At 61.9% G+C, this 26,616-nt stretch carries 20 protein-coding genes; 13 read left to right on the top strand and 7 right to left on the bottom strand.

Annotation, left to right across the window (positions count from 1 at the left end):
- Positions 1–40 precede the first annotated feature (40 nt).
- Positions 41–811, top strand: a complete 771-nt coding sequence (gene agaR, locus D6858_RS00575; RefSeq protein ID WP_225082720.1) for a transcriptional repressor AgaR — start codon at positions 41–43, stop codon at positions 809–811.
- A gap of 84 nt (positions 812–895) precedes the next feature.
- On the opposite strand, the gene D6858_RS00570 is transcribed toward agaR, so the two are convergent.
- Entirely contained in the window at positions 896–2,071 is a 1,176-nt protein-coding gene (locus D6858_RS00570) for an amidohydrolase family protein (protein ID WP_120106038.1), read from the bottom strand.
- Positions 2,072–2,194: 123 nt separating this feature from the next.
- On the opposite strand from D6858_RS00570, the gene D6858_RS00565 reads away from it, so the two are divergent.
- From D6858_RS00565 to D6858_RS00545, 5 genes are all read left to right on the top strand, one after another.
- Positions 2,195–4,303, top strand: a complete 2,109-nt coding sequence (locus tag D6858_RS00565) for a glycoside hydrolase family 36 protein (protein ID WP_120106035.1) — start codon at positions 2,195–2,197, stop codon at positions 4,301–4,303.
- On the top strand, positions 4,300–5,268 hold the full coding sequence (locus tag D6858_RS00560) for a DMT family transporter (protein WP_120106032.1): 969 nt from the start codon (positions 4,300–4,302) through the stop codon (positions 5,266–5,268). The genes D6858_RS00565 and D6858_RS00560 overlap by 4 nt, the downstream gene beginning before the upstream one ends.
- Positions 5,269–5,341: 73 nt before the next feature.
- A complete protein-coding gene (locus D6858_RS00555; protein ID WP_120106029.1) occupies positions 5,342–6,625 on the top strand; it encodes a D-tagatose-bisphosphate aldolase, class II, non-catalytic subunit in 1,284 nt (427 codons plus the stop codon).
- Complete coding sequence (locus D6858_RS00550) at positions 6,618–7,766, top strand: SIS domain-containing protein (protein ID WP_120106026.1); 1,149 nt, start codon at positions 6,618–6,620, stop codon at positions 7,764–7,766. Before D6858_RS00555 ends, D6858_RS00550 begins: the two co-directional genes overlap by 8 nt.
- Positions 7,763–8,719: an N-acetylglucosamine kinase gene (locus tag D6858_RS00545; protein ID WP_120106023.1), complete on the top strand. Its 957-nt coding sequence runs from the start codon at positions 7,763–7,765 to the stop codon at positions 8,717–8,719. Before D6858_RS00550 ends, D6858_RS00545 begins: the two co-directional genes overlap by 4 nt.
- On the opposite strand, the gene D6858_RS15700 is transcribed toward D6858_RS00545, so the two are convergent.
- Positions 8,692–8,868, bottom strand: coding sequence for a hypothetical protein (locus D6858_RS15700; protein WP_165859587.1), 177 nt, complete (start codon positions 8,866–8,868; stop codon positions 8,692–8,694). The genes D6858_RS00545 and D6858_RS15700 overlap by 28 nt on opposite strands.
- Before the next feature lie 45 nt (positions 8,869–8,913).
- Between D6858_RS15700 and D6858_RS00540 the strand changes: the two genes are divergently transcribed.
- Entirely contained in the window at positions 8,914–10,236 is a 1,323-nt protein-coding gene (locus tag D6858_RS00540; protein WP_120106020.1) for an Hsp70 family protein, read from the top strand.
- Positions 10,237–11,013: 777 nt separating this feature from the next.
- Here D6858_RS00540 and D6858_RS00535 read toward each other — a convergent pair.
- Positions 11,014–12,435 carry an ATP-binding protein gene (locus D6858_RS00535; RefSeq protein WP_120106018.1) on the bottom strand — a complete coding sequence of 474 codons (1,422 nt, stop codon included), beginning with the start codon at positions 12,433–12,435 and terminating at the stop codon, positions 11,014–11,016.
- 2 nt (positions 12,436–12,437) lie between these two features.
- Complete coding sequence (locus D6858_RS00530) at positions 12,438–13,166, bottom strand: response regulator (protein ID WP_120106473.1); 729 nt, start codon at positions 13,164–13,166, stop codon at positions 12,438–12,440.
- 179 nt (positions 13,167–13,345) lie between these two features.
- Between D6858_RS00530 and D6858_RS00525 the strand changes: the two genes are divergently transcribed.
- The 6 genes from D6858_RS00525 (at position 13,346) to D6858_RS00500 (ending at position 19,926) form a co-directional block, all read left to right on the top strand.
- On the top strand, positions 13,346–15,763 hold the full coding sequence (locus D6858_RS00525; protein ID WP_120106015.1) for a TonB-dependent receptor domain-containing protein: 2,418 nt from the start codon (positions 13,346–13,348) through the stop codon (positions 15,761–15,763).
- Positions 15,764–15,898: 135 nt separating this feature from the next.
- Complete coding sequence (locus D6858_RS00520) at positions 15,899–16,579, top strand: PepSY-associated TM helix domain-containing protein (RefSeq protein WP_120106471.1); 681 nt, start codon at positions 15,899–15,901, stop codon at positions 16,577–16,579.
- 17 nt (positions 16,580–16,596) lie between these two features.
- Positions 16,597–17,133, top strand: a complete 537-nt coding sequence (locus D6858_RS00515) for a DUF2271 domain-containing protein (RefSeq protein ID WP_120106012.1) — start codon at positions 16,597–16,599, stop codon at positions 17,131–17,133.
- Between the two features lie 38 nt (positions 17,134–17,171).
- Positions 17,172–17,990, top strand: coding sequence for a DUF4198 domain-containing protein (locus D6858_RS00510; protein ID WP_165859586.1), 819 nt, complete (start codon positions 17,172–17,174; stop codon positions 17,988–17,990).
- Entirely contained in the window at positions 17,990–19,006 is a 1,017-nt protein-coding gene (locus D6858_RS00505) for an FAD:protein FMN transferase (protein WP_120106006.1), read from the top strand. Before D6858_RS00510 ends, D6858_RS00505 begins: the two co-directional genes overlap by 1 nt.
- A 221-nt stretch (positions 19,007–19,227) precedes the next feature.
- A complete protein-coding gene (locus tag D6858_RS00500) occupies positions 19,228–19,926 on the top strand; it encodes a TetR/AcrR family transcriptional regulator (RefSeq protein WP_120106003.1) in 699 nt (232 codons plus the stop codon).
- 39 nt (positions 19,927–19,965) lie between these two features.
- Here D6858_RS00500 and D6858_RS00495 read toward each other — a convergent pair whose 3' ends face one another.
- The 3 genes from D6858_RS00495 to D6858_RS00485 form a co-directional block, all read right to left on the bottom strand.
- Positions 19,966–22,365, bottom strand: a complete 2,400-nt coding sequence (locus tag D6858_RS00495) for a TonB-dependent receptor (RefSeq protein WP_133305206.1) — start codon at positions 22,363–22,365, stop codon at positions 19,966–19,968.
- Between the two features lie 193 nt (positions 22,366–22,558).
- Complete coding sequence (locus D6858_RS00490) at positions 22,559–23,047, bottom strand: hypothetical protein (RefSeq protein WP_120105997.1); 489 nt, start codon at positions 23,045–23,047, stop codon at positions 22,559–22,561.
- 280 nt (positions 23,048–23,327) lie between these two features.
- Positions 23,328–26,333, bottom strand: coding sequence for a TonB-dependent receptor (locus tag D6858_RS00485; RefSeq protein ID WP_120105994.1), 3,006 nt, complete (start codon positions 26,331–26,333; stop codon positions 23,328–23,330).
- Between the last annotated feature and the right edge of the window lie 283 nt (positions 26,334–26,616).

The raw sequence follows: 26,616 nt of genomic DNA, 5'->3' as shown, positions 1-26,616 counted from the left end.
GAATCCGAAAGGTAAAGGGGGGTTCGTCGGCTTGGCTAATATGCGCGATACCAGCGAGAGGCGGCAACAGATCATTTCCGAAATGCGCGAACGCGGCAGTGTGCAGGTTGCATCGCTGGCGAAGAAATTCGCGGTTTCAGTGCAGACGATCCGCAAGGATCTGGAATACCTCGCTCAACGCGGGGTGGCGGAACGTTCGTATGGCGGCGCGATTCTGGCCAGCGAAATCAACGTTGCGACAGAGGCACCGCTCGACGCCAAACGCTCGGTCTTTTTCGAAGAGAAAGAACGCATCGGCAAGCTGGCCGCTTCGCTGGTGCTGCCGGGGGAATCGGTCGTGCTCGATTCGGGCACGACAACGATGCATATCGCAGAGGCGCTGGCCGACGATGAGGATATCACTGTCGTCACTAACGATTTCGATATCCTCGCGGTTCTCACTGCGAAAAGCCGGATCAACGTGATCATGCTGGGCGGTGCGTTACGGCGCAAGAACATGGCGTTTTACGGCACGCAAACCGTCGCCGCGCTGGACGATCTGCATGTCGATAAACTGTTCCTGGGGGTCGACGGGTTCGATATCGATCGCGGGATCACCACCCATTACGAGCCGGAGGCGCTGCTCAACCGCAAGATGGTGGAGGCCGCCGGGCAAGTGATCGCGGTGACCGATCGTTCGAAATTCGGCCGCGTGTGCCTCCACCGGATTCTCAACATCGATGAAGTCGATGCACTGGTGACAGACGGGCCGGTGGACGATGCCATCCGCTCCGCATCGGCGCAGTTCGGGTTCGATATCCACACCGCCTGACGACCCTGCAACGAAACAGGCCGCGGGGATGCCGCGGCCTGTGCGATTTGCGTGACTTATGTCGAGGCCAGCGGCCCGCCCCGCTCAGCTCTGCTTCGGCGCGCCTTCACCTGCACCTTCGCCCAGAAAGACCCGGCGGGCGTTGCTGTAATAGATCTTGTCGATCACACCGCGCGGCAACGCCAGCCCCGGCACGTCTGCATCGAGAGCATCGACCCGCTGCGACAGCGGAGTGGCGAGATAGCGCCAGTCCGAACGCCACACCCGGTCCGCCTCTGCCGCGAACCCGTCGTTACCAACCGGCGGGTTCTGCGCTTTGGCATTGGGGTCCGCCGGGGAATGGGTCAGGTCGGTCGCATACATGATGCGGTCCTGATACTTGATGAAAAAGTCGCGTACTTTCTGCGGATCGCGCACCGACTGGTATTGAATCTGGCTCATCCGCGCAGCCATATCGAGCGTCGCGTTGGGGAACCGGTCGAGGAACACCGACATCCGGTCCACGCTCCATTCCAGACTGGCCAGATGCGCGCCGACTACGCTCATCTTCGGGTGGAACGCCACCAGCCGGTCGCGCGCAGCCATGATCTGTTCGTAGCTCGGCTCTTCCGGGTGGAGGTACATGTAGTATTCGGGGTGTGCGCTGAAATAGGCGCGGTCGTTCTCGGTCGTCATCTGATCGAGCGGGAGCCAGCAGTTATACGGTTCCCCCTGATGCGCGATCAGCGGCAGGCCGCTCTGTTCGGCATAGGCCCACACCGGTTCGAACCGCGGATCGTCGAGGAACACGCGCTGGCCATCGGCGTCTTCATCGACCATGCCGATGTTCTTCCAAACTTTTACCGCCACCGCGCCTTCGCTGCGCGCTTTGGCGATCCCGGCGTTGACCTGTTCCGCCCAGCCCCACTGGCCGAAATCGTCCATTGAGAACGTAGTGGAGAAATGGAACCGCGCCGGATCGATCTTGCGATGGGCCACCGCGATCCGCGCCTGATCGGCCAGCGGCGGGAAATCGGGATAATCGACGTTGATCGACAGCACTTCGAACCCGTCTTTCTTCGCGATATCGAGGAATTCGCGGGTGCCGACATTGTCATGCACATGGGCATCGAACTTGCGAACCCGGTCGAAATCCGCCTCCGAATACGGTTGCGCCGCCTGCCCCGCATCGCCAGCCGCATCCCCGGCAGTGGCCTGCGCGCAAGCGGGCGCGGCCACGACCGCCACCGACAGAGCCAACATTGTCAGAAACAAGCGCATATCCACCCTCCAAAGATATAAAACGAAATATAACGACAGAAACCTTGCCTATTCGACATTGCGTTTGTATGCAAGTTGCTGACCGGTTTTTGTGTTGAGCGAAATAGGGCGGAAGGGGAGACGATGGCCGAACGGAACATTCAGGGCATTTCGCGGCGCGGAGCGATAGGGCGCCTGCTGGCCGGAACAGCGGTGGCTGTGGGGCAAGTCGGATTTTCCACCAGCGTATTCGCCAAATCGGGCAAGACCTGCCGCATTTCGGATGGCGTTCTGTCGATCGATATCGACGGCACGATGGCATCGCGCATCGCGCTGGGCGATACCGTGCTGGCCGATTATTCGGCGGGCGACGCGCTGCGGCTGGCCGATGGCAAGATCATCGACAATTTCACGCTGCTCGATTGCACGCAGCAACCGGTCAGCGACCGCCACGGTAAAGGCACCGCCCACATCCTGCGCGGGGTGAAGGGCGACCGGGTCGAACGGCTGACTACGATCACGCTTTACGATGCCTATCCCGGCATGGCGCTGATCGACGTTACGTATCGCAATATCGGCAGCAAGCGGCTCGACGTGGCGGGATGGTATGCCGCGACCCACAATCTGCGCGCGCACAAGGATGGCGCGTGGAGTTTCTCCGGCGCGTCGCACCCCGACCGCCGCGACTGGGTGCAGCCGGTCGTTGCCGGGTTCGCGCAACCCAATTTCATGGGCATGAACGCATCGGATTACGGCGGCGGCATTCCCGTGTCCGCTGTGTGGCGGCGCGATGGCGGCATTGCCGTGGGCCATGTCGAAACCCACCCCGAACTGGTCAGCCTGCCGGTCACCGCTCAGCCCGGCGGCACCCGCATCGGCATCGAAGCCGACCGGCAGATGCCGCTGGCACCGGGCGAAACCTTCGCTCTGCCGCAGATCTTCGTGATGGCGCACAAGGGCGATTTCTATCCCGCGCTCGACACGTTCCGCAAAGTGATGACGCAACGCGGCATCGCCGCCCCGGCCATTCCCGAAAGCAGTTACGAACCGATCTGGTGCGCGTGGGGATACGAACGCCATTTCACCACGCAGCAGGTGTTCGGCACACTGGACAAGGCAAAGTCGCTCGGCCTCGACTGGGCCGTGCTCGACGATGGCTGGCAGACTTCGGAAGGGGACTGGGATGTCGATCTGACGAAATTCCCCCGTGGCGGCGCGGACATGAAAGCGTTTGCCGACCGCATCAAGGCCGCCGGAATGCGCCCGCGCCTGTGGCTGGCCCCGCTGGCGGTCGATCCCGGCACCCGCATGTTGCGCGACCATCCCGAAATGCTGCTGCTGGGCAAGGACGGCGCGGCGCAGGATGTGACCTGGTGGGATGCCTATACATTGTGCCCCGCCTATCAGCCGACCGTCGATTTCTTCCGCGCGCTGGTCCGCAAGATTATTGGCGAATGGGGTTTCGAAGGGATCAAGATGGATGGGCAGCACCTCAACGGTGTCGCCCCCTGTTACAACCCCGCTCACAACCACGCCCGCCCGGAAGAATCCTTCGAAAAAATGCAGGATTTCTGGATCGCGCTGTATGAAGAGGCGATTTCGATCAATCCCGATGCGATTATCGAACTGTGCCCGTGCGGCGATGCATTTGCATTCCACAACATGCCCGGCATGAACCACACGCCGTCGTCCGATCCGCTGTCGTCGTGGCAGGTCCGCCTGAAAGGCAAGACGTTCAAGGCGATCATGGGCCCCAGCGCGCCCTATGCCGGGGACCATGTCGAACTGAGCGATGGCGGCAACGATTTCGCGTCCAGCTATGGCATCGGCGCGGTGCTTTCGACCAAGTTCACCTGGCCGAAAGACACCGACAAACCGATCGAAAGCCTGCCGCCGGGCGGATACGTGCTGACGCCTGAGAAAGAGGCGCTGTGGCGCCAGTGGATCGACCTCTATCGCGCGAACATGCTGCCCAAGGGGCACTATCGCGGCGACCTGTACGATATCGGTTTCGATAAACCCGAAGGCCACATGATCGAAACCGGCGCGGTGCGGCACTACGCATTCTATGCCGACAGCTGGAGCGGCCCGGTGGAACTGCGCGGCCTGCAAACCGGCACCCGCTATCGGGTGGAGGACGTGTTCCACAAAACCACGCTGGGCTTCGTCACAGCCGATGCCCCGCGCGTGTCGGCTGAATTCAGCAAGTTCCTCGTCCTGACAGCAACCCCGGAAACAGGGGCGAAGGCATGACCGCCGCCGCCCCCGCCAGTGCCGCACCGGGGGGCCGGATCTGGCTGCTCTACGCACTGACCACGGTCGTCCTGTGGGGCGTGTGGGGGGCGTTTTCCGGGCTTTCGCCTGAAAACGGGTTTCCCGAAACGCTGGTCTATTGCGTCTGGTCGCTCACCATGATCCCGCCCGCGCTTGTCGTATTGCGGCAGGCAGGGTGGAAACTCGACACAGACCCGCGCGCCATCGCCTATGGCATGGCCATCGGCCTGTTGGGCGCAGGCGGGCAGATGCTGCTGTTCTATGCCATCACGCGCGGGCCGGCCTATCTGATATTCCCGATCATCTCGCTATCGCCACTGGTCACGATTGCGCTGTCTTTCGTTCTGCTGGGCGAACGCACCGGCAAGCTGGGCGCGCTGGGCATCGTGCTGGCGCTGATGGCGCTGCCGATGTTCGATTTCGCGCCGCAGGGCGGCGAATCCGCGCACGGATCGGAATGGTTCCTGCTCGCGCTCGGCATCATGGTATGCTGGGGGTTGCAGGCGTTCTTCATGAAATCGGCCAATGCAGTCATGCGCGGCGAAAGCATCTTTTTCTACATGATGCTGACAGGCCTGATGCTGGCCCCGCTGGCGTTGTGGATGACGGACCTTTCCGCCCCGATCAACTGGGGCCTCAGCGGCCCCGCGCTGGCGGCAGGGATTCAAGTACTGAACGCAATCGGCGCGCTGACGCTGGTGTTCGCGTTTCGATACGGCAAGGCGATCATCGTCGCGCCGCTGTCCAATGCCGGTGCCCCGCTGATGACCGCGATCATCGCGCTGGCGGTGGCAGGCGTCATCCCCGGCACGCTGAAGATCGTCGGTATCGTGCTGGCTCTGATCGCATCGATGCTGCTGGCTATCGAGCCTGACAGTGCGGACGAAGATATGCCCGACCCGGAGAGCGATCCGGAAGCGGCAGCCTCTGCTGTAGCGGATTGACTTTCGTTTTCATTCTTTTTATTGCGTTATAGAAACATTAGCCCATCGGGCGCGCAAAAGAGGACAATCGTCAGTGACCGGAATCCGGGATATCGTCGAAGCCAATCGCAGCGGAACCGCCATCGGGATCACTTCGATCTGTTCGGCCCATCCGCTGGTAATCGAAGCGACTTTCGCCCACGCGAAGGCGCGCGATCTGCCGATTGTTCTGATCGAAGCGACCTCCAATCAGGTCAATCAGGATGGCGGCTACACCGGGATGCAGCCTGCCGATTTCCGCGCTTTCGTGGAATCGATCGCCGCGAAAGTCGGCTTTCCGGCGGAGCGGATCGTGCTCGGCGGCGATCACCTCGGCCCCAATACCTGGACCGCGCTGCCCCCCGCAGAAGCGATGGCGAAAGCCGAAGTGATGGTCGCCGCCTATGTCGCGGCGGGTTTCCGCAAGATCCACCTCGACTGTTCGATGAGCTGTCAGGGCGATCCCTTCCCGCTCGACGATGCGACGATTGCCGCGCGCGCCGTGCAACTGGCGAAAGCGGCGGAAGCCAGCTTTACCGGCGCGGCCGAAGATGCCCCGCTCTATGTCATCGGCACCGAAGTGCCGGTGCCCGGCGGCGCCGCGGAAGAGCTTGACGAACTGGCCCCCACTACGCCCGAAGCTGCGCTGACGACAGTGGACATTCACCGCGATGCCTTCGCCGCCGCCGGGCTTGGCGATGCGTGGAGCCGGGTGATCGCCACCGTGGTGCAGCCGGGGGTGGAATTCGATCACGACAAAGTGGTCGATTATCAGCCGGAAAAGGCCCGCGATCTCAGCCGCGCCATCGAACGCGCGGACGGCATCGTGTACGAAGCGCATTCGACCGATTACCAGACCGGCGATGCGCTGGCCGCGCTGGTGCGCGATCACTTCGCCATTCTGAAGGTCGGCCCCGGCGTGACCTTCGCCTTGCGCGAGGCGCTGTGGGCGCTGGCTGCGATGGAGGGCGAACTGCTGCCGCCAGAAAACCGTTCGAACCTGCGCGCTGTCGCGCTGGAACGGATGCATGCCGAACCGGGCAACTGGCGCAAATATTACCATGCCGAAGGGCACGATCTGGAATTGCAGCTGCAATACAGCCTGTCCGACCGCATCCGTTATTACTGGCCCGACAGCGCGATTGCCGCTGCACAGGATAAACTGTTCGCCAACCTGCGCGCAGCGAATGTGCCGCTGGCGCTACTCAGCCAATATCTTCCGACCTCCTATGCGGCGCTTCGCAGCGGCACGATCACCAGTGATCCGGCCGATCTGGTTCAGGCGCACATCGGGGCGACGCTCGACCTTTATCACGGAGCTTGCCGACCCAATGCGTGAACTCACGTCAACCGCCGCCGCCGGCACCAGCACGGATGTGCCGGAATGCTGGACAGCGAAAGAAATCGCTCAGCAGCCCGCCGTTTTGCGCGCCACACAGGCATTGCTCGACAGCCGCAGTGCGGAAATCGATGCATTCCTTGCGCCATTGCTGGCGGACAAGGATCTGCGGATCGTGCTGACCGGCGCGGGATCGTCCGATTTCATCGGGCAGTGCCTTGCCCCGGTGCTGCGCCGGGCGCTGGGTCGCCGGGTCGAAGCGATCGCGACGACCGACATCGTCGGCACGCCCGATCTGGCGCTGGCGGAAGACGTGCCCACTTTGCTGGTGTCGTTCGGGCGGTCGGGCAACAGCCCGGAAAGCATTGCTGCGATTGCCGTCGCCGGGCGCAAGCTGTCGCGTCTGCATCACCTGATCGTGACCTGCAACGCCAGCGGCGCGCTGGCGCAGAACGACATCGCCAACAGTCTGGTGATCAGCCTGCCGGAAGAATCGCACGACCGCGGCTTTGCGATGACGTCCAGTTTCAGCGCGATGATGTACTGCGCGCTTTCCACGCTGACCGGCACCGCCGCGATGCAGGACCGGATCGGCGCGATTGCCGATGCGACACAGGGCGCGCTGGCCGCCGCCGGGCCGCTGGCCGCCGAACTGGCACAGCATGGGTTTGCCCGCACGATCTATCTCGGCAGCGGGCCGCTGTTCGGGCTGGCGCGGGAGGCGGCGCTCAAGCTGCTCGAACTCACCGACGGGCAGATCGCCACGATGGCGGAAACCCCGCTCGGCTTCCGCCACGGTCCGAAGACATTTGTCGACGATAGCACGCTGGTGGTGTTCTTCCTCTCCAACGATCCGCTCACCCGCCGCTACGATCTCGATATGTTGCACGAGATGCAGCGCGACGATTGCGCCGGGCGGATACTGGTGTGCGACGCGCAGGGTGCGGACGGGGCCGATATCGCGCCCACCGCGCTGCAATCGGCGGGCGACAGCGACCTGCTGTTCCCTTATGTCGTGTTACCACAGATGTTTGCATTGGCCGCATCTTTCGCGCACGGGATCACGCCCGACACGCCCAGCCGATCGGGCACGGTCAACCGCGTGGTGCAGGGTGTGATTATCCACGAGGGCGCTCAATGACCGGTGCGGGCTATTTTCTGGGCGTGGACGGCGGGGGTACGAAGACAGAGTTCCTGCTGATCGATGCACAGGGCCGGGAAATCGCCCGCCATCGCGGCACGACCGCGTATCATCTCCAAATCGGGCTGGACGGGGTGCGCGATGTGATCGCCGCCGGGCTTGATGCCATATGCGCGCAGGCCGAACTGTCGCGCGCCGATCTGACATATACCTTTTTCGGCTTGCCCGCCTATGGCGAAGACCGGGTGATCGACCCGCAGCTCGACCAGTTGTGCGGCGAGCTGCTGGGCAATACCCGCTACACCTGCGGCAACGATATGGTCTGCGGCTGGGCCGGCTCGCTCGCCTGTGAAGACGGGATCAATATCGTCGCCGGGACCGGCTCCATCGGCTATGGCGAACGTCAGGGGCAATCGGCCCGCGTCGGCGGCTGGGGCGAGATTTTCAGCGATGAAGGCTCCGCTTACTGGATCGCCCGCGAAGGGCTGAACGCCTTCACCCGCATGGCCGACGGGCGCGCAGAGCCGGGGCCGCTCTACGATATCCTGCGCGTCAGGATGGAACTGGAAAGCGACATCGACCTCTGCGCCCGGATCATGACCGAACCGCCGATGCCGCGCAGCGAGATCGCCGCCCTGTCCGAAGTCATCTCCGCCGCCGCCGAAGCGGGCGATGCCGCCTGTCGCGATATTCTCGGCCGCGCCGGGGCCGAACTGTTCGACATGGCCTGCGCGCTGCGCCGCTCTCTGGGGTTTGTCAGCGGTGAAAGCTGTCCGATTTCGTGGTCGGGTGGCGCGGTCAGCCGGATTGCCGCCGTGCGCGACGGGTTTGCCCGGCGACTGGCGAGCGTTCCCGAATTCGAACTGGTCACCCCCCGCCATTCGCCATGCATGGGCGCGGCGCTCTATGCCCGGCATCTGGCCGGTCACGCGGCCTTGCCGCAGGGCGCATAGTGGCGGGCGCATAACGGCGGGCCTTTCGCGCGCGCCGCCCGCAATCCTGTCGCCATTTCCGGCTCCCCGGCGGGCAGGCGCGCCGCGCCCGCATGGCGGCGCACTAACCGCGCGTAAACCGCGTTGAAACCCCGCCGCCATGCTGCCATAGCGCGCGCCCCTCCCCTTCACCGCGTTGCAGGAAAGCACCCCCTATGGCCGCGCCATCGCCGTCTGCCCGTTCGCTGGGCATCGATTTCGGGACCAGCAATTCGGTCGTCGCGCAGACTGCGGGCGACGGAGTGCACCTGCACGATTTCGCGGCGCCCGGCGGCGGCACCGTCAACGTGTTCCGTTCCGCCCTGTGTTTCTGGGAAGAGCCGCAGGCGCGCGGGGGCCTGGGACATGAGGCGGGGCCGTGGGCGATTGCCGAATTCCTCGATTTTCCAGCCGGGTCGCGCTTTCTGCAATCGTTCAAATCGGTCGCTGCCAGCGCTTCTTTCGACAGCGCCAGCCTGTTCGCCCGCCGGATGAAGTTCGAAGAACTGGGGCAGACCTTCCTCGCCCACCTGTTGCAGCACGGCCAGTTGAAGACCGCCGATCTGCCCGAACGGATCATCGTCGGCCGCCCGGTGCACTATGCCGGGTCCAACCCAGATGCGGCGCTGGCCCGCACCCGCTACGACGCGATGTTCGCCATGTTGGGGCGGCCGGTGCATTATGTCTATGAACCGCTGGGCGCGGCTTACGGCTTTGCCATGCGGCAGACCCGCGCCGCCACGCTGCTGGTGGCCGACTTCGGCGGCGGGACCAGCGATTTTTCCATCGTGCGGATCGAACCGCCCGGCGCCGACACCCGCTGTACCCCGCTCGGCTCCGCCGGGATCGGCATCGCGGGCGACCGGTTCGATTATCGCATCCTCGATCATCTGGTGCTACCGATGCTGGGCAAAGGCGGGACATATGCGAATTTCGGCAAAGTGCTGGAAATCCCGCCCAGTTATTACGACGGTTTCCGCGACTGGTCGAAACTGGCGCTGATGCACAACCGCAAGACGCTGGACGAACTGGCACGCCTGCATCGCGCCGCCAGCGATCCCTCTGCGATTGCCCGCATGATCGCTGTGGTCGAACACGAACTGGGCCACGGCCTGTACGAAGCGGTGGGCGATCTGAAACGCAGCCTGTCGGATGCGGACGAAGGGCAGTTCCGCTTCGAAAGCGAAGACCTGTCGATCGAACAGACCGTCAGCCGCGCCGATTTCGAACACTGGATTGCCCCCGATCTGAGCCGGATCAGCGACACGCTCGACCGCGCGCTGGTCAACGCACGGATGGAGACGGACGATATCGATCTGGTGTTCCTGACCGGCGGTTCCTCGCTGATCCCCGCAGTGCGCGCTCTGTTCGCCCGGCGTTTCGGCAACGACAGACTGGCCAGCGGCGAAGAACTGACCTCGATCGCCTACGGCCTCGCGCAGATCGGACTGGACGCAGACATGGACCAATGGATCGCGCCGGAACCGGCGGCGGTTTGAGGAGTATTGCGGCGGTTACGGTGATGGGAGGGGGCGAGCCGGGGTCCAGCCTCCCGCGCCCGCATCACCCGTTCGTCATTGCGAACGCAGTGAAGCAATCCATGGCCTGAGGGTTCCGCCCATCGCAGCGGTTGTGGCGGATACAAAGGACGGTCCCTGGATTGCCACGTCGCCTGCGGCTCCTCGCAATGACGAAGGTGGGGTGGCCTCATCATCTCTCGTCACCCCACCGTGAGCCGAGGTCCAGCTTCCTGAGCCCGCATCATCCCTTCGTCGTTGCGAACGCAGTGAAGCAATCCATGGCCTGAGGGTTCCGCCCATCGCAGCGGTTGTGGCGGATACAAAGGGCGGTCCCTGGATTGCCACGTCGCCTGCGGCTCCTCGCAATGACGAAGGTGGGGACACGGGCGATAGTATTGGCCAACCATCGGCAGTGCGACCTTACCTCTGGGCCAAACCCACTCCGTGCCTTCGTGTGACAAGCTTCCACCCGACGTCCCCGCCCATCGCAGCGGTTGTGGCGGATACAAAGGACGGTCCCTGGATTGCCACGTCGCCTGCGCCTCCTCGCCATGACGAGGGAGAGGGTGTTTCGTATCATCTCTCGTCACCCCGGCCTTGAGCCGGGGTCCAGCTTCTGCTGACGCCGCGCCCGAAGAAAAGCGGGCCCCCGGATCATGTCCGGGGCGACGGTGCGCTATATTGCGGGCGGGGATAGGGGATGGCGACTGTTCGCCAAACCGCTGCGCTGTATCTTCCCCAGCACCTTCGCCCCCATCATCCTGGCGGCCCCTGCTCAGCCGACGATCCGGCATCGTGCAACGTAAGCCGCGCACGCAGGCCGCCCAGCGGGCTGTCCTCCAGCGTCAACCCATCGGGTGAGCCGGACAGGGCGCGTTGGATGAAGGCGAGGCCCAGTCCGGCGCCCTGGTTCAGCGCCCCATCGGCCCCAAGCCCTTCCCCGCCAGCAGGCGTCAGTTTGCGAAACGGCTGCAGAGCATCGGCGCGTTGTTCTGCGGGGATGCCGGGACCATCGTCGTCCACGCATATCTCCGCGTATCGATTGGCTTCTCCGGTCAGGCGGAGTTCAATCCGGTTGGCATAGCGGCGGGCATTGTCGATCAGGTTTTGCAGCATCCGGGCTAGCAATATCGGGCGGGTATGCAGGATCAGACTGGGCGGCCCGCGAAAGCGGATGTCTGCCCCCTGATCCGCGGTGTCGTCTGCAATTGCGGCGAGCATGGCGGCGACATCGATCAGGCGCGGTTCCTCGTCCGCGCCACTGCGGACATAGGCCAGCGCGCCATCGATGAAGCGGTCCATGGCGGCCAGTTCCTGTTCGATCGCGGCCCCGGCTGCGGCATCGTCCAGCATGGCGGCGCGCAGCTTCGCGCGCTGGATAGGGGTCCGCAAGTCGTGCGATACCGCGATCAGCGCCTGCGTATTATCGTCCATCGCCGCGATCAGCCGCACCTGCATCGCACTGAACGCATGGGCCAGTTGCCGCACTTCGCGGGGGCCATCGGGAACGATGGCGTGGGTGTGATTGCGCCCCGTCTCGTCCGCCGCCTTCGCCAGATCGCGCAACGGGCGGAGCAGCGACCGCACCAGCACCATCGCCAACCCGAACACGGCCACCAGCAGCAATATATGCAACAAGGACACCAGCCACAGCGGAGGCGGGCCACGGAGGTAACGGTTGACCCGGAACGACAGGAAACTGCCGTCGTCCAAAGCGATCAGCCCGACCAGATCGTGCTGTCCGCCATCGCGGCCCAGCATCAGGCTCAGCCGCATTTCCCGGTCGCGCAGCCGGTCGTCCGCCTGCACCAGACGCGCACGCATCGCCGCCAGTCGCGCATCTGCCACGCTGTGATCGGTGATGACGGTGTTGGGCACCCAGTTCAGCGCCAGTGCCTGTCGGGACGGTCCCCTTGCAGCCAGATCGTGCATCGATCCAGCTCTGCGAGGGCGCGGTGCTGTCTCTGCGATCCGTACCGCATCGGCCAGCTGGCCGGCGATCGACTGCGTGCGGGCGACGTCCACCAGTTCGCGATCCTGCCACTGGTGAAGCGCCACGATGCCCAGCAGTTCCAGCACGATCGCCCCCGTCAGGACGAGAGCGATGCGTCCCATCATTCCGGCCATCATTCCAGCCATCATCCCTTTCAGCGGGCGCGGAATGGCGGGTCGGGGCATAGTCAGGACAGCTCCAGTTCCGCGCAAAACACGTATCCCACGCCGCGCACTGTGCGGATCAATGGCGGGGAGCGGCGATCTCCGCCAAGCTTGCCGCGCAAGCGGCTGACCAGCACATCGATGCTGCGATCGCCGGAATGCGACAGCCGGTTATGGACCAGCTCCATCAACCGTTCGCGGCTGATCGCCCGCTGGGCATGGCGCAGCAGAGCGAGCAGCAATTCGTGTTCCGCCGCGGTCAGACTCACCTGTGCGCCGCTGGGCGCGATCAGCTCGCGCCGCCGCGGAAAGAACTGCCACCCTTCGAAACGGTAACATTCGGGCATAGCGATTTCGGCAGGGATGCGGTTTTCCCGGCCACGCCGCAGCGCGGCGCGGATGCGCGCCAGCAATTCGAGCCGGCTGAACGGCTTGGGCACATAGTCGTCCGCACCGCAATCCAGCCCCGCCACGCGATCGGATTCCTGGCCGCGCGCGCTGACCATGATGATCGGCACCTGGCTGGTTTCGCGGATGCGCTGGCATAATGTCAGCCCGTCTTCCCCCGGCAACATGATATCCAGCAGGATCAGATCGATAGGCCGGTCATCGGGGTGCATGATCATCTGCGACAGCGCACTGCCATCGCGCACCCCCGTCGCTTCGTAGCCGTGTTCGCCCAGCAGCCGCGTCAGCAACGCGCGCAGCGGCGCATCATCCTCCACCACCACGATATGCGCGGGCCGTGTCACGCCAGCGCCCCTGCGTTGCCACGCGGCGAAAATAAGCCCTTCCGTCCGTTCGGCACGCCGATCCCCTGCGCCAACTGTAACAAAATGTTTCTCGCACTTCCGAATCGATTGACCGCGCATCATGCAGCCGCCAACGCCCTCTCGCAAATGCAAGCCATTCGCAATAGCAAGAGGGGCAAATGAAGAAGTTTCTGTCAAATTTCCACGGTACTCTGTCATCGGGCGCGGGCGCTCTCGCGCTTGGGTTCGCGCTTTGTGCCGTGCCTGCAGCCGCCGAAGACGCTGACGACGCCGGACCTTACAGCGATAGCAACACCATCGTCGTGACCGCATCCAGCTTCGAACAGAAAATCACCGACGCCCCGGCCAGCATCAGCGTGGTCACCGCCGAAGAGATCAAGCGCCGCCCGTACATCACTCTGATCGACGCAGTGCGCGATCTGGAAGGGGTCGATGTAGGCGAAACATCCGACAAGACCGGCCAGCGCACGATCAGTATTCGCGGCATGGGTTCGGACTACACGCTCATCCTGATCGACGGGAAACGCCAGAACAACCACGGCGATATCTATCCGAATAATTTCGGGGGCAACCAGTTCAACCACGTACCCCCGCTGGACACGATCGAGCGGATCGAAGTGATCCGCGGCCCGGCCTCCACTCTGTATGGTGCTGACGCTCTGGGCGGGGTTATCAACATCATCACCAAGAAAGTGATGGATCGCTGGACAGGTTCGGCAACCTTCGGCCGTTCGCTGCAGGAAGACGAAAACTTCGGCGACGATATGACATTCGACATCGCCGCCAGCGGGCCGATCATTCCGGGCACACTGGGGCTCAGCGTGCGCGCGTCGATTTACGAACGCATCGCGTCCAACCCGGAATACGATACCGCGATCGATCCCGACGGCGGGGTGCATGTTCGCAGCCTGGGCTTTGGCGCCGGTGGCAAGACAGTGGACAACACCAACAAAAGCGTAGGCGCCACGCTCAAATGGACCCCGAGCGATACGCAGACCGTGACGCTCGATTACGATATTTCCAAACAGAAATACGATAACACCCCCACCACCGATCCGGTCAGCGGCGCGACCAGCTATCCGCTGGGCACAGTGGACAGCATCGAACGGATCTGGCTGGCGCGCGGCGGCGTGGTCGCTCCGCGCACCGGCTATGCCGAAGAACAGAAGTTCGATCGCATGAACTGGGCGCTGACCCATCAGGGCGAATGGGGCAAAGTCCGCAGCTTCGTCTCACTCGCGTATGTGAAGACCAGCAACAAGGGGCGCACATTGCCGTTCTCGGTCGCCGAACGCGTTGCCTTGCAGGGGCTGTGGGATGCCGCCTGTGTTGCCGGCGGTCGCTCTGCCGGATGCAACGGCGCATCGCTTTCCAATCTGACCGAGGCGCAATACGCCCAGTTGGAAGCATTCCTCCCCCGCCCCCACCGGGCGCTGGAAAGCAGCCAGTACACGCTTGATGCCCGGCTCGACATCCCGGTCGCTGGCTTTGCGGGCAATCACCGCTTCGTGGTCGGCGGCCAATATATCGATGGCGAACTGGAAGACGGGGTGTTCGGCCTCGAAAGCAGTGCCGAAGGCCTGCAGGCCTACCAGAAGCAAAAGATGTGGTCGCTGTTCGCGGAAGACAACTGGTCGCCGGTCGAAAGCCTGACGATCACCGGCGGTATCCGGTATGACAATCACGACACGTTCGGCGGCCATGTCAGCCCGCGGCTCTATGCCGTCTATGCGATTTCGCCGAGCTGGACCGTGAAGGGCGGGGTCAGCACCGGGTACAAGACGCCCAAGACCACCGACCTCTACGACGGTATCACCGGCTTTGGCGGACAGGGCACCAGCCCGTGGACCGGCAACCCCGATCTGGAGCCGGAAACCAGCACCAATCTGGAAGCGGCGGTGTACTGGACCGCACCGTCCAATCGCCACAATTTCAACGTCACGGTGTTCCAGAACGATTTCAATAACAAGATCGTCAGAACACCGGTCACCCAGACGTGTGCGGAAACCGGTGGTGTGCGCCCCTGCGCCAATCTGGGATCCTATTGGGAAATCCTTGGGGTCGGCAGCCTGAACCAGCCGGTCAATATCGACAAGGCACGGCTGCGGGGCGTCGAAGTTGCCGGGCAATACGAACTGCTCGACGGTCTGTTGCTGCGCGCCAACTATACCCTGACCGACAGCGAACAGCTGAGCGGGGCGAACGAAGGCCTGCCGCTCACCAATTCGGCCAGGCACATGGCGAACGCCACACTGGCATGGGAAATCACCGATGGCCTGTCCGCTCAGCTGATGGGCGAACTGCGGTCGCGGCGGTATCGCGGGGTGGATACCCTGACCGGCAAACAGCTTTATTATAAAAGCTACAAAGTCCTGCATCTGGGCGCGCAGTATCGGATCAACGAGCATGTCACGCTCAGCGGCCGTGTGAACAACCTGCTCAATCAGGATTTCACCAGCTACCAGACCGATTTCGTCAGCGATGGCAATGGCGGGTGGGAACCCAGCTATCAGGACGATTACAATAACAAGGACAAAGCCCGCAGTTACTGGATCAGCGTGAACGCACGTTTCTGAGGCGAACAGGCCGATGCGCCCCAATGCGAGCGGAATTTCGCGAGCACAGGCGCATCGGCCACTTATTGCTATTGATTATCAATCTCTATCCAGCCACCTGTGCAGGATTGAATGGCACCTCGCGATACACCGAAGATGAACCCGCAAACGATCACACAGAGCCGCAAGGCCGCACCGCCAGCGAAAGGCAAACGCAAGAGAGGCGGATTTTCCGCCTTCTGGGTGCGCCAGTTCCACACCTGGCACTGGATGAGCAGCGCGATCTGTCTGGTGGGGATGATCCTGTTCGCGGTCACCGGCATCACGCTCAACCACGCCGCTTCGATCGAGAGCGAGCCCGCGGTGGTCAGCCAGGAAGGCACGCTGCCGAACGATGTGCGTGCAACGCTGGCCGCTGTACCCGATAGCGCCGGGCGCGACACCCCGGTGCCGCAAGCCGTGTCGCGCTGGCTCGACGGGGAATTCGGGATCGACGCGTCGGGGCGGGCGCACGAATGGAGCGCGGACGAGCTGTACATCCCCCTGCCCCGCCCCGGCGGCGATGGCTGGGTGGCGATCGACCGCAGCTCTGGCGCGGTGTTGTTCGAAGACACCGACCGGGGCTGGATCGCTTATCTGAACGATCTGCACAAAGGGCGCGATACCGGCACCGCATGGTCGTGGTTCATCGATATTTTCGCAGTAGCCTGCGTCATTTTCAGCCTGACCGGCCTGCTGCTGCTTCAGCTTCACGCAAAAAAGCGCCGCGCGACCTGGCCGATCGTAGGGGCGGGGGTCATCATCCCGCTCTTTCTCCTGATTTTTCTGATGCATTGAACGTCTGGAGCCGAACTATGCGTAAAACTTTCTCCATTCTCGGCACAGGTATCGTCACCGGCCTGGCCACTGGCGCGATTGCCACCCCGGCAAGCGCACAGACCATGAGTGTCAGCGTCGAAATTCCACGCCTGCGCGTCGCTGAATACCACAACCCCTACATCGCTATCTGGATTGAAGATGCAGCGGGCAAGGCGGTTGCCAATCTCGATGTCTGGTATGACATGGACCTGCGCGGCGACGATCCGACCAAGTGGTTGCCCGATCTGCGGACCTGGTGGCGCCGCACGGGCCGGACGCTGAAAATGCCGGTCAACGGTGTCAGCGGCCCGACCCAGCCGCCGGGTCGCCACACCGTCAATTTCAAGCAAGGCTCCCGCCCGCTCGGCAACTTGCGCCCCGGCTCTTACAAACTGCGCGTGGAAGCCGCGCGCGAAGTCGGCGGCCGCGAAGTTCTGAGCGTCCCCTTCCAATGGCCGCCAAAGGGCAGCCAGACCGCGTCCGCCAAAGGCACGAAAGAGCTCGGCACTGTCCGGCTGACCATCAAACCCTGACACGATTTCGAACAGACACTATTTCGAGAGGTATCATCATGTTCCAACGATCCAGCCTGATCGCCGCCGTCCTGGCACTTGGCCTTGGCGCGCTTGTCTCCACCCCTGCGGAAGCGCATCGCCGCTGGCTGTTGCCGTCCGCCACTGTTCTGTCGGGCGAAACCGAAACCGTCAGCGTCGATGCCGCTGCATCCAACGAACTGTTCGTGTTTGACCATAGGGCCATGCCGCTCGACAGTTTGCAGATCACTGGCCCCGATGGCGCGGCAGTCCAGCCCGAGATCGTCGGCTCGGCCCGCTATCGCAGTGTGTTCGACGTGCCGTTGAAAGCGCAGGGCACATATCGCATCGCGCTCGCCAGCGATGGTGCGATGGGCTTCTACCAGCTCGGCGGAGAACGTCACCGCCTGCGCGCCGCGACTGTCAGCGAAGCGCGCGCCTCCGTACCCGAAGGGGCCACCGATGTGCGGATCAGCGCAGCCAGCTCGCGCACCGAAACATTCGTGACACTGGGCGCGCCCACCGATACCGCACTGGCGCCGACCGGTCGCGGGCTGGAGATGGTTCCGGTGACACATCCCAACGATCTCGTCGCCACCGAACCCGCAACGGTGCGTTTCCTGCTCGATGGTGCGCCCGCGGCCGGGCTGGAAGTCGAATTCGTCAAAGAAGGCACACGTTACCGCGATGACGCAGGTATTCAGACGCTGACGACCGACGCCGATGGCCAGGTCGAACTGACCGCCGCGACACCGGGCATGTACTATATCGAAACCGGCTCCACCAAAGAAGGCGGCGCGGACGGCATCCCTCACCGCGCGTCTTACACAGGGGTGCTGGAGTTCCTGCCGCTCTGATGCACCCGCCTGCGGATACCGATGGAGGGGAAGTGGCGGAACTGCTGCTTCCCCCCAATCTCAACCCGGATCGTGTGCGTCCGCTGCAAAACGGGCGAACGCTGACGCTCTGCGGAGACACGATGGGCACAAGCTGGAGCCTGTCCGCAGTGGCCCCGCCCGAAATCAGTGACACGCAGATCGTGCGGGCGCTGGAACAGCGGTTCGCCACTGTCATCGCGCAGATGAGCCAGTGGGAACCGGAATCCGAAATCAGCCGGTTCAACCGGGCTGCCCCCGGCACAACGCTTTCTCTTTCCCGCCCGTTCGCGCATGTGCTCGATTGTGCTCTGACCCTCGCACAAGTCAGCGATGGCGCGTTCGACCCCACACTGGGCGCGGCAAGCGATCTGTGGGGCTTCGGTGCCGTACCCGCCCCGGCGGCGATGCCCGGTCCCGCAACGGCGCAGGCCACCCGCAAGCTGAACTGGCGCAATGTCGCGCTGTCGCACAACGATTGCACACTGGTTCAGCCCGGTGGCCTGCAACTCGACCTGTCCGCCATCGCCAAGGGGTTCGCGGTCGATTTCGGGATAGACGCGCTGGAACAGATCGGTGTGCGCCATGCCCTGCTGGAAATCGGCGGAGAGCTGCGCGGGATCGGGGTGCAGGCCGATGGCTTGCCCTGGTGGGTCGATCTCGACACCCCGCCAGACAGCGACGCCCCGACAGCACGGATCGGGCTGTGTGGCTGGGCAATCGCCACATCGGGCAATTATCGCCGCCGGCGAGAGGCGGACGCGCGATCGTGGTCGCACTCGCTCAACCCACAAACCGGGCTTCCGGTTGCAGACGATGTGCTGTCGGTGTCGGTGCTCCACACCGGCTGCATGCAGGCCGATGGGCTTGCCACACTCCTGCTGGTACTGGGCCCGGAGCGAGCCATGCACTTTGCAGACACCCACGGTATCCCGGCACGGATGGTGACGAACAAGGCCACCATAGCCAGTCGGGCATGGAAGGCGTGGCTGCACTGATATCTGCCGGACAGCTCGACTCCATACGCTGGCTCCAGTGGGCAGCTCTCCCCCATAAGCGAGCATCGCCATTGCCGGATCGGTTCGGCTTTTGGCATTTACTCTTGATATTTCGAAGGTTTATCTGCTTATCCCGTAGCATCTTCCGCTCCCATCCCACAATCAACAGGCGGAAATCCCGGCGGATTTACCAGTCGGGAGAGTGAGCGTATGAGGGCGGAATGAAGAAAAGCGACAGGATCGATAAGGCGGATAGCAGCGGGGGCGACAACGATACCGCCTCCCCCGTCGTAACCCGCGGCCGGTACGCCCGCGCAAGCGCGACGCCGAAGAAAACACGCCGGAGAAAGCGCAGCGCTGAAGAGGCCCGGGAAGAGGGCATTGCCGCCGCGCGCTCTCTCTTGCTGGAAGGTGGGCCCGGTGCCGTTACCGTCTCGAATGTCGGCAAACGGGTCGGCATGTCGCACGGCAATGTCCTCCACCACTTCGGCTCGGCGGCAGGCCTGCAAGCCTCGCTGATGGGCGCCATGGTCGACGATCTGGCCGATGCGCTGGAAAGCGCTGTCGTTCAAATCAGGGACGACCCCAATGCCCAGCGCAGCGTTATCGAGCAGGTGTTCGAAGCGTTTGACACCGGCGGTGCGGGGCAGCTTGCTGCGTGGATCGTGCTGGCGCGGGATTTCGAACATCTGGAGCCGATCCGCAACGCCGTGCAATCGCTGGTCACGGCATTTGCCGAAAAGATCCCCGAACCCGAGGCGGAAGAACGCGTGAAGGGCGTGGTGCTCACTATTGCAATCGCCGCATTCGGCGATGCCGTGATCGGGCCTCACCTGCGCGAAATGCTGGGCCTGAAAGACGATGAGATGCGGAAGCTCACCACCAACATGCTGCCGTTCCTGATTGCGATGCCCCGCTGAACGGCCTGCCCCGCTGCGTGTCAGGTGGGCGGCAAGGGTTCAGAAGCTTGTATTGATCGTAAACCGAATTGTTCGCCCCAGCGGATCGAGTTCGTCGCGCGAAAATCCGTCAGGTCTGCCAGGCGATTCAATAACCTTCCGACTGTCGAACAGGTTCTGGATGTCGACCGACAGTTTCAGCGCGTCGATCCATTTCTTCTGCCCATCTGCCCCGAAAATCGATCCCGGCTCGATAAAGCCGCCGAGATTGAACATTGTCGACGGCCAGTAGCGATAGATCGCCCCCCCGGCCCCCAGCACATAGGCCGGGCCGTTCCAGCTTGCACTCGCGCTGGCGCCGAGCCCCTTGCGTCCCACGTTCAGCTGGAAATCGGCACGATGGCGCGCCTGTCCTCCCCCTTCCAGCCGGTCGATGATGGCCAGTTCCGGCCGTATCTGCGTCTGGCTCTGGAGGCTCCATTGATGGGTGAGCGATGCTGTAACGGTCCAGGGCGCGAAGGCAGGGGATACCTCCTCCGCTTCGCTGGGAAGCGCGGGGGGCTTCTCGGTCCATCTGAATGAAAGCCCTGTTGTAAGCCGCTGGCTCCGCTCCGATGCGATACGGATTGCCCTTGCATCGACCAGCACCAGCTTTCCCGAAGGATCGCGAATGATCCTGTCCGGAAAGGCCGCCTCGACCACAGGCGTCAGATCGGGCAGCGATGAAATCCCGCCATTGGTGACCGAGCGGCGATAACCGAGGTTGAACATAACCGAGCCCGGCCCGAACGGCATCAGCGACAGATCGGCCGACAGGTTCTGTGCGGTCCCCCCTGCCAGATCGGGATTACCGCCAAAACGGTAGAGCACCTGAACATATTCATCGCGGCGAAAATCGAACACGCGATTCACGATTTCCATCCGAGGCCCGAATAACTGTTCGTACCCCGGCTCTACGTTTTCCCGCGAATAAGCGGTTCTCAGGTTCACAAAGCTGGCCGGTGACCAGTCCAGCGCGCCGCTCAGCCGGTAATTCGTTTTTGCCTTGGTCACTTTGCGGAATGCGCCGGACATCGTTGCCGTCAGATCGCCAATCTCGTCCAGCACGCCAGCCCCTCTGCTGGCAACCGGCAGAGAGAGCGACACCAGACCATCGAACTGATAGCGAGACGAACGCGAGCCCGACCATTGGTTCGCATCGGCATCGAAGTATGACGAATTCGTCAGAAACCTGTTCGCATTCAGCGAAACGCTTGTCCGCATTGGGCCTGCGGGCAAGTCGGCCACCGGGCGGCTTGCCGTCAGTGACAGATTATAGACTTCGCTTGTCGACGCCAGGCGATCGGTCAACAAAGGCAGATTGCCCCACTGGTCCGCACCGAGCGGCCATTCCGCCCCATCGTCGATGCGTTGCTGCAACGGAGTAACATCGTAGCCGACATCGCGCGCAGACTTCGCCCAATTCACGCTGTAGCGAAAGCCGAGGCTGGTTTGCCAGCCTTCGACCGGGCCCGACAGCGAGAGGCCGGTGCTGATACTTTCGGATCGCTGCCGGTTTTCCAGAGCTTCCTCAGCGGCGAGCAAGCCATAATCCTCCCCGGCGGGGGCCTGCACGATCGCCACCGGCATCCCGATCGTCTGGGCACTTTCCCTGCGACCGGCAGAGAAATTGGCCGAGGCCGAAAAGGCGCCCACCGGATGCGTGACGCTGGCGTTGAAACCCTGCGCATTGCTGCGTGGGAACAGCGATTCATATCGGTTGGGATCGATCCCGGCACCCCCGGCCCCAAGCGCATCGAGAAGCGTCTGCGCGGCGGGCTGAACCGGCACCTGCCTTTCGCTGCGAAGCAATTCGGTTTCGTCCGCGACATTCGCGCCGATGTTCCAGCGGGTGTCGCCATCGATGATGAAGCGCCCCATCCTCAGTGTCGCATTACGCCGACCGCCTGCCGTCGGCATCTCGACCTCCGACTGTATCTGCCAACTGGCGAACTTGCGCTTCAGTTCGAGATTGACGACCCGTTTTTCCGGTTCGAACCCATACACCGCCGCCGCTGTTTTGGGCAGGACGGCAATGCGAGCCAGCGCCTCTTTGGGATAGTCCTTGAGCTCGGCGGGATTGGTGATGCGTTTGCCGTTGACCAGCAATTCCGGCGATTGCCCCCTGCTGTCGATCAACGAAGCCATCCTGTCGAGCAATTCGCCAATCGTTGTGGCGGAAAATGAATCGATGGCGTTTTCGTCTATCACCGATTCTGCGGCGATTTCAGCTTGCCCCCAACGCCTGCCTTTCACCACGATATGCCCTGCCGGGTCGCTGGCATGGGGATCGGGATTTTCGCGCGCTTCGGAGGTTGCGGCGGGTGCAGGCTCTTTCGCCAGAACCGAACCGTTCGGCCAGACGGCCACGACACAGGCAAACACTAGTGAAGCGGCCTGCACCGGGCGAGTGCGTGCCATCGGCAAACGGGCCCGCATCGCTTGCCGCAGTGTGATGAACTCCGATCGGCTGTGGTCCGTTATTGCTCGACCTCAATAATCACGGCGTGTCCGCTCGCACTATATGCACCGCGCCGCCAGCAAGCCAAAAAAGGCGCGCGGCAAGCGCGCGCCTTTAAGGCTGAGCAACTGGGATTGCTCAGGAGAGTTTACATCACGGGGTGATGCTGACTGCTGCGCCGCCAGTCTGCGTCAGCGTGCCTACCATTTTGCAGTCTGCTCCCGAAGTGGCAGTCGAGTTCGAAAGCGGCTTGCTGAGCGTGATCGTGCGCGGCGATGCCGAGTTACCGCCCCAGACAGTCTTGATCGGGCCAGTGCAGACACCCAAACTGATGGGCGGATCGATCGTGAGTCCGCTAATGGTCAGATAGGTGCCATCAAAATCGACAGACCCCGTCCCCGAGACAGAAATAAGCCCGCAGGGAAATCCGCCACTAAGTGAAGCAGTAGCGGTTGCACTTGACCCGGCAGTCGCATCGACATTGACGGTCAGAGTGCAGGTATATTCCGCTCCGTCCTTCTGGACCTTCACCGATGTACCCGAAAATGTCGAAGTGCTGGCAGGCGTGTAAGTATCCGCCAGTGCCGGCTGCGCGCCACAAAGGGCAACGGCACCGATAAGATATCCAAATTTTTTCATCATTCATCCTCTCCATCATTGTGGATGCATCGATTCGTATCGATGCTGTTTCAGAGTACAAAATTCGACAATGATGTCAATATTAATTTATAGTAAAAATCGTTTAACCCACATTTATTCATGTCATGAGTATATTAAGCAGTGCAGTGAAGTAAGATAACAACTTACGCTTACTTAATATAGGCCGCTACGCGACCACAGTCATACGCGGAAGCAATACTGTATCGTACGAACTGCGCGGCTGCTGCCCCCCCATGCAGCAACCGCGCGGCCCGGCGTCCTGTCAGAACCGTTTCGTTACATTGAACCCATAGATACGCGGGTCGAGGGTAAAGACATTGGTGCTGAGGCCGGAATCGTCGCTGTTGGTGAAGAAATCGGTGATCGGCGCGTCGTTGAACACGTTCTTGACGTAGAACTGGAAGGCCAGATCGGATGCCGGACGTGTCAGCGTGATCGCAAGGTTGGCATTGCCCCACCCCTTCAGCCGGTCGTATTCGGTGTTGTACACGCGGGCAAAGCTTTCCGACTGGCGATAGTAATCGCCCCGGAAGGTCAGTTCCCAATCGCCGCCATTGATAAATGCGGTGTACTGGGCACCGATATTGAACGTCAGGCGTGGCGCATTGGGCAGTTCGTTCCCTTCCAGATCGGCATAGAAACCCCGCCCGCCATTGGGCGCATCGGTGAGCGGATTATATTCGAAGCCATAGAACTGATAGAGTGGAACGCCCGGACTGCCCGGCGTGAAGGTGCCCAATTCCTGTGAACCGCCACAGAGTGCACCAAGTGCCGGGAAGCCAATGCCCCCATATGTCGTAAGCGGGCTGGCCAGAATAGTTTCAACCAAATCGCGCGGTGCGATGCAGTTCGATGGAACCTGCAGCCAGGGCCGGATCAGAACCCAGTCCTCGTTCCCCTGCGTACGGTTCATCACGTCGATCGATTGCGCGCCTTCTTTCAGGCGGGTTTTCAGATAACCAAGATTGGCATCGACCCGGAATGCACGCGAAGGACGCCAGGCCGCTTCGAATTCGAGGCCCCAGCTGGTCGCATCGAAATTCTCGTTCAGCGAGATGCGATCGACAATCTGCGAGACCTGATAGTCCTGATAATCGTAGTAGAACGCCGTCGCATTCAGCGTGAACCGCCCACCGTCGAAGCTGTTTTTGGTGCCGATTTCGAACGCAGTGATATATTCCGGCTTAAACGTTCCGGGCAGCGGCTGATACTGAACCACGAACGGATCGATATCCGGGCGCGGCGGATTGGTGCCTCCGCCCTTGTAACCACGCGACACCGATCCATAAATCAGCGTATCGTCGGTAAAGCCAAGGTCTGGCTGCCAGTCGATCACAAGGCGACCGGTCGGCTCCGACCATTTCTGCACAATCGGCGTACCTTCGGGGTAACCGCCCGCGACCGAACCGCCGCTGCTGCCATTGGTTCCGGCGCCGAGCAGCAACTGGCTGGGCACAGGGGTCGATGTTTTGGTGTCCTTGGTGAAACGAAGGCCTGCGGTGATTTTCACATTGCTGGCGACGTTCCAATACGCCTCCCCGAAAATCGCCCACGATTCCGTTTCGATCAGATTGCGGCTGAGAAAGTAATTGTGACCAAGTTCGTTCAGGCTGTCGATCGGATTGGGATCGACATAGACGCAATCGACATCGGTAGTTGTTGGCTGGCAGTCATAATATTTATCATTACCGCCCTTCCTGTTATAAAGGTTATATGCAATAAACGAGAAAGCGTTATTAAATACAAAATACTCATCAGTAGATTTAAAATTCAGATAATTCATTCCGATATTAAAGTTAAAATCGCCTGAAAAATCAGACTGAATCCTGAATTCCTGAGACCACTGTCGATTACGTGACCTGCTCAAATCAACAGATAGCAAGCGATTCGATGGGCCCAGTTGCGGATCGACAAAAATGCCACCCGGCGAGGCGAAGTCCTGGCTTATCGGAATACCAGATCCGTCAGTAAGACCAGAGCTATCTTCAAAGATTGGCGCAGATACGAAGCGATTGTAGTCTTGCGAGGAATAGTAACGATCTTTCGCATATGCTGTCTGCGAGATCAGCTGAACCTCGTCGCTCACGTCGAAATTCATATTCAGCTGGAAGATATCGTTTTTTGCACGAAAGACCGGATCATAGCTGGTCGCAATCTCACGAAGGTTCTTCGATTGCGTGACATTGCCAAAAGGATCGCCGGGAAGAAACGCGTATCTTGGCATATCCGTACTGGGATCTGTTCCCATCGGCAATACAATGCGCCCAGCTGCAATAAATGCCAATGCCTCTGCGTTCGGTGCACCGTAGGCGGCATCGTCATAAAGCGAACCGGGCAGACAGCCCTGACTGAATTTCGACGCCAGTGGAACATAATCATAGGGCCCGTCCACCACCGGCGTGTCGCCGATCATCGTCTTGCCCGGATCGCGGGTACACAGGCTCTTGCCGGTACGCGAACGGTTGTCGTCTTCTTCGAAGTGCTGCCAGATGAAATTGGCGCTGAACCGGTCGCTGGGGGTCCATTCCGCAATCGCTCTGGTCGACCACAGATCGCGGCCGTTGACGTGCTTTTGCGTATAGGTGTTGTAATCGAAGCCGGTGCGCTTGGTCCATGCGCCGGATGCGCGCACCGCCAGCGTATCGCCCAGCGGCACGTTGACCATTCCGCTCATGCGGCGTGTGTCATAGTTGCCGACTTCGCCCTTGATCTCCCCTTCGAATTGCGATGTCGGCATCGCCGGGATCAGGTTCACCACCCCGCCGGTGGCGTTGCGACCATACAGCGTGCCTTGCGGCCCACGCAGCACCTCGACCCGCGCCATGTCGAAGAATTCGGATTCGAACAGACGGTTGCGGATCAGCGGCGTGTTGTTGAAACTGACCGCGACTGCCGGGTCGGAGGATGCCGAAATCGCCTTGGTCCCGATCCCGCGGATCGAGAAGTTGTACATGCTGAAGTTGGATTTGGAGAAGTTGACGTTGGGCACCGCGCGGAGCAGCTCCGATCCGCCCTCGATCTTCTGGCTATCGAGCGCATCCGCCGAAATCGCCGTGATGGCAATCGGCACATCGAGGATCGATTCCTCGCGCTTCTGCGCGGTCACGATGATCGTGTTGCCATCCTGCGCGGGCTTTGCCGCCTCGACGCCCGCCGCGGGGGCAGCCGATTCCTCACCTTCCTGTGCGTAACCCGGTGTAGCCCCCAGCACAGCAATAGCAGCGATACTCGTCGTGCAAGCTGCACGAGCAAGAAAACTTCCCTTCATATCCTCTCCCCGTATTGCCGCCGCTGACGTGCCGCTCAGCTCTTTATGAGCCGAATTCTAGCCAGCAGCGAACCTCCTCAAACTGGACCGCGAGAGCCCCTTTGCGGGAACGAATCGCCCTACCCAAGTTTAGGACGGGCTTTCTGTTACGAAGCCCTCCCGATCCAGCGATTCGAAAGTTATCATTACTAACAACTATGTCAATCAGTTCGTTATGACACTGTTTTTTATGCATATTTATTCGTCATTTACGCGATATGGGGAAATGCCACTCCGCTGAGGC

Origin of the sequence: Tsuneonella suprasediminis, assembly GCF_003605755.1 — a bacterium.
GTDB classification, from domain to species: domain Bacteria; phylum Pseudomonadota; class Alphaproteobacteria; order Sphingomonadales; family Sphingomonadaceae; genus Tsuneonella; species Tsuneonella suprasediminis.
The sequence above is the reverse complement of the archived record's forward strand: the minus strand, read 5'-3'. Positions and strand labels throughout refer to the sequence as shown.